General features: G+C 58.6%; 4 protein-coding genes. 2 read left to right on the top strand and 2 right to left on the bottom strand.

All coding sequences use genetic code 11. The features are described from left to right. Window positions 1-813, bottom strand: an 813-nt coding sequence (locus BLX41_RS34195) for a UvrD-helicase domain-containing protein (protein WP_259744324.1), incomplete at its 3' end; no start/stop codon positions are given. Further along, a complete protein-coding gene (locus tag BLX41_RS01895) occupies window positions 810-3224 on the bottom strand; it encodes an AAA family ATPase (RefSeq protein WP_123723541.1) in 2415 nt (804 codons plus the stop codon). The genes BLX41_RS34195 and BLX41_RS01895, both read right to left, overlap by 4 nt. 244 nt (window positions 3225-3468) lie before the next feature. Here BLX41_RS01895 and BLX41_RS34190 point away from each other — a divergent pair, with 244 nt between their 5' ends. After that, complete coding sequence (locus tag BLX41_RS34190) at window positions 3469-3597, top strand: hypothetical protein (RefSeq protein WP_258379794.1); 129 nt, start codon at window positions 3469-3471, stop codon at window positions 3595-3597. A 615-nt stretch (window positions 3598-4212) separates the two neighbouring features. Next, on the top strand, window positions 4213-4521 hold the full coding sequence (locus BLX41_RS01885) for a hypothetical protein (RefSeq protein ID WP_123723540.1): 309 nt from the start codon (window positions 4213-4215) through the stop codon (window positions 4519-4521). Window positions 4522-4558: the final 37 nt, after the last annotated feature.

Genomic DNA, 4558 nt, shown 5'->3' with positions numbered 1-4558 from the left:
CTGCTTGGCGCAGCGAAAGTTTTCCGGCTTCGTGATGGCCCGCCAATGGTCTTCGAGCGGGATGTCCCCTGCGCCTCTCATGAAGATCGACTGCATTGGGTCGCCAAAAAAACCGAGGCAGAACTTGCCCCGCATCTGGGCTTCCACTTCCTTGAAAGACTTCACCACACCCGGAAACGTGTCCTGACTCTCGTCGATGAACACGAACGGGTAGTTTAGCGCCACGACCCGTCGGAACAGCGGGCGGTTTTGCAGCAGGAAGTCGGCGAGCTGAAGGATGTCTTCGTGGCCGAGGATGCCCTTCGCGTAGTCACTGCCCACGCCGTAGTTGAACGTCCTGACGCAGGCCACAGCCTCCAGGCTTCGGGCATAGCGCTCTTGGTCGGCCTTGTTCCTGTCGCGCGTGGTCTGCCGGACACGCGAGCTGTAATTCTCGAACGCTTCTTCCAGCTCGGAGATCCGCCTGCGGATGTCGTTCTGCAGCCAAACCTTGATGTCGGCCTGAAACGTCTTAGCAATAGACCAGTAAAAGCTGTGGATGGTCGAGACATGAACCAGCGGGTCATCGTTGACGTCCGCCAGGATTTCATTGGCGGCAAGGTCGGTATACGTGATGCACGCGACCTTCTGCTTCTTCGCCCGCATGCTGGTGCCGTGCTCCGACATCACCCAGTCCAGCGCCTTGATGAGGGAGGTGGTCTTGCCGGAACCTGCGCCAGCACGAACCACGAAGGGCTGCGGGGGTGTCGCGGCAATGCATGCATGGATCTCGCGGTCGGCGTCGGTATCCGGGCTATCAATTCGTCTGCTCATGTCGTCTGCCCTGGCTCAACAATGACAGCGACAACATCGGCTGCAGTCGGCTCAATAGTCGCGACCTCGGTGGCGATGGCGGCGTCCGCCTCAAGCTCGTGGGCCACTTTGGCTTCGAGCCAGGCCAAGCCCTCGGCGATGTATGCGGGAACCTTCCAGCCATTGAGCGGCCCGCTTGCGAGGACCTCCAGCGCAAAGCGCGTCTTGTCGAAGTTCTTGCCGACCACCCTATTGTGTAACTTCTCAGCCAGCTCTTCGGGACTGCTCGGTGCGCTCCTGAGCTTGAGGCCGACCGCCCGATTAGCCTCAGCCTGGCACCAGTCCGCGTTCTCAAGACCAAAGGCCTCCTCAAGCGTGCGGCCGCAGAGCTGCGATGTCGTCGCACCCACCGTCACCGAAACCTTGATCTGATAGGCCACCCGAACCTCAGCGCTAGAATCCTCAGCCAGCGACAGCGTCTTTTGCTCCGCCGTGACTTCCCAGAGCTCTGCCATCGACCGCTTCTTCGGGATCCAGCTGATGAGGGTTTGGTTGGACGTGACGGCACCTTCCACGTGTGCATGGCAGGTGCTGCCACGCTTCTTCGACTTCTTCTTGCCACCCAGTTCTGCTTCGTCGTCTTCAAGCTCGAAGGGCTTCAGGTCGTCATCCTCGTCATCTCCGTCGAGGGCGCCCTCAGTACCTGCGCCTTGCGCGGCGGCCTTCTCGGCGTCCGTCTTGACCTTCACGCTGTCCAGATCCGTGATCACCAGCGTTGTGAGCCCAACGAAGGCGATCAGCTCCTGGAACTTATGCGCGAACGCGCCACCGACTTCAAGGATGGTTAGGGCGGAAGAACGCAGGCGCTTGGCCGCTAACTCGATCATTGCAGGTAGGAGCAGACGCTCGACGTTGCCTTCCACCAATATCACCGCGTCGGAAAAAAAGAGGTCGCAGTGTGTCAGCTTCAGATACCGCTGCAGGAATTCGCGCGCTGGAGCTTCGGACGCGCCCGTTTTGAATAGCGACAGATTGCGCACGTCCGTGTGATGGCCCAGCTGGTCGCTGACGCGGCGGAAGTACCGAATGGGCGAGAATCCGCGTTCATAAAGGATGTGCGGGGAGTGCGTGGTGATGACGAGCTGCGTGTGGAAAAAAGTCGCGTGATCGTTAGCATCCTCAAGGAGGCGCAAAACGTTCCTGATGAAGACCTGCTGGATCTGCGCGTGCAGATGCGCCTCAGGCTCTTCAATGAAGACCAAATGAAGCGGAGCTCGCTTGTCCTCCTCGGCTTTCCACTGCTCGTGCAAGTCAAGCAGCTCAACCACCATGTAGACCAGGTTCTTAAACCCCAGGCCGTTGTAGCTGTCGGGCAGTTGAGCAGAAGCCACGCCCGGGATCACGTAGTGGGCCTTGGCGTCTTGCCCCAGGACAGTGGTCGGATCCAAGGCCGCCCGAATCACGATCTCGGGATTGTTGACGCCCGGATAGCCGAGCTTGGCCAGGCGTTTGAGGGTGTCACTGAAGACTTCCTTCAGATGGAAGTTCAGCTCCTTCTCCGAGGTATCGAGCGCCTTGAGAGCCGCGTGGTCGTCGCCACGCTTCTCCAGGTTGCGGTGATAGAACCTGCTCAGGCGCCGCGATAAGCTCTCGGCGCGATCAGAGCTACCGGCATCCGGGTCATCAAGGTGCCGCTGCGCGCGCAGGAAGTCGACCCTCACCAGCGACTTGAGAATGGCCGCACCGCCCGGCTCCTTGCCTAGGGGTAGCGGCTCGTAGTCGGCCTCCTTTGCCTGATAGCCGACAAAAGCCCGCTCATCGAGCACGTAGTAGCGGAAGGTGTATTCCTTGCTCAGCTCCTTGGTGAGGTACTTCGTCAGGCTTTCCGGCCAAGGCTTGTACTCGCCGGCATCGGCCACCACCGCAGCCGCGTCTTCCGCGCCCGCCTCCACGGCTTGCTCCCCGGCGGCCTTGCGCTTGGCCGCAAGCGCGACAGCTGCGTTGTGGGCCTTTTCATGTAGTTCATGGAACCTCCAGACGAGCTCGTGGGCATCCCGAGGCTCGAACGCCACCCGGATCCCGACGCACTTGCCATCCCACTCAGTGCTCGGCAGCAGCCACATCGCAGTGGCGAGGTCGTCTTCACCGACGCGGAACCAGAGATCCAAGAGGATGGATGGTAACCTTTTGGGTGCATCCTCATCGCCAGGGGGCGTCCTGCCGATCGCGTCGATCTCGGCCCACAGCGCCGCACTGAAGTCAAAGAGCTCGAACTTCTTCACTTCGCCGCGGAGCATTGAGTACAGGCCTTGGACGGCGGACGTCTTCCCGCTGTTGTTGGCGCCGACAAAGATAGAAATTTCGTCATCGAGCTCAATGACAACATCGCGCAGCCGGCGGTAGTTCTGCAGCCGATATGCCTGTAACTTCATGATCACCTCTTCCTAAGTGTTGCCGGGGCAGCTTAGTACTGAGCACGCCGGCCGGCAGCTTTCCTTTTAGCGCTCGCGCTTTTTCCCACTTGCTGAATCTAACAACATACATGTACGGATGCCGAGATGAGCCTTATATAGCGCACGCCATACTGAATCACCACGCTAAACCTCCAGTCAGCACATCCACGCCGAAATAACAACGACCTTACCTATACATACATGCATCAGAGATGCTGGCTGCATGGATCGCAGTCCTTGGAATCGCTTGGTCAACGGCAAGGCCGAATTGGGCTGGGTAATGGAGCGCCAAACGGTGCGTACTGAAAAAGCCAGCGGAATCGTCAATGGCGTCAACGATTGGGCCGTGTAAACCATAGGCAACCTAAGTCCCGTCAGGAGCTGTTGAACAGCGCAAGCCTCCTATGTGATCTGCATCGATATGCGTGCAACCCATCAGTTTGAGGAGATCTCTCCGCACCGCGGCTCAGTCAACTCCTTCGCGATATAAGCAACGTACGTAGAGGAATATCCCCCGGAATTGTCCCTGCTTTCGTAGATGCTTTTGAGCGTCTGCTTTTGGCCGATTTTCGCCGGTGCCTACTGACTTCTGGCATGTAGAGGTTTAAGCATGAAGGTGATTAAAACCTCATCGCATACCTGCCGTGGTCGCAGCTATCGTCATGACACACCGCCTCAAACATCCTCACCGACACATGGTTGTGCTGCGCAAACTCTCCCCTTATAGTTCGCCCTCGCGGCAAAATCCGCGAACGACCTTGGCCGGTCGAATTACAACGACGCATCAGCGTCCAAAACACCATTGCAGACGCTTTTTTTGTGCCTGCGATTCTGTGTTATGGCGGCTGTGTGCGGGACACCTTCGGGTGTGCCGGTGTCGTTGTAACCGGTCGGCCAACCCTCGCACAGCTGCCACCCTCAATTTGCTTGGCCGCAAATGGTGGAAGCTCTACAACGAGTAACGACCATGGACGATCAATCGATTTCCCGCTTCTCCCCCGTCGACACCCACGACGCCAACCAAGCCGTTTTCTACCTCGACACCCAAGCCTCTCTGAGCGATCTGGCCAGCAGTGCGGCCCATCGTTTCACCGTGGTGCGGGATCTGATGGACACGCTGTCCACGCTTAACCTGAAAGACATTGCCGACTGCGACCTGACGCGGGTAACCCGAGGGGTGCATCTGCTCACCCGGGAAGGTTGCGCGGTGCTGGAGGTGATTCAGTGGCGAACAGAGCAAGAGTCCGAAACACCATTGAACTCAACAAGCGCGTAAAACGCGCTTGGCTTTGCTTTGGCTTTTGATCTTGATC

It is taken from the genome of Pseudomonas protegens (assembly GCF_003732485.1).
In the GTDB taxonomy this organism is placed as follows: domain Bacteria; phylum Pseudomonadota; class Gammaproteobacteria; order Pseudomonadales; family Pseudomonadaceae; genus Aquipseudomonas; species Aquipseudomonas protegens_B.
Note: the sequence above shows the minus strand (reverse complement) of the source record. Positions and strands in the feature narration are given on the sequence as shown.

What these genes read in the sequence shown, in the direction of transcription:
- BLX41_RS01895 (WP_123723541.1), bottom strand. Translation starts at nt 3,224, where the DNA reads ATGAAGTTACAGGCATATCGGCTGCAGAACTACCGCCGGCTGCGCGAT.
- BLX41_RS34190 (WP_258379794.1), top strand. Translation starts at nt 3,469, where the DNA reads ATGGATCGCAGTCCTTGGAATCGCTTGGTCAACGGCAAGGCCGAATTG.
- BLX41_RS01885 (WP_123723540.1), top strand. Translation starts at nt 4,213, where the DNA reads ATGGACGATCAATCGATTTCCCGCTTCTCCCCCGTCGACACCCACGAC.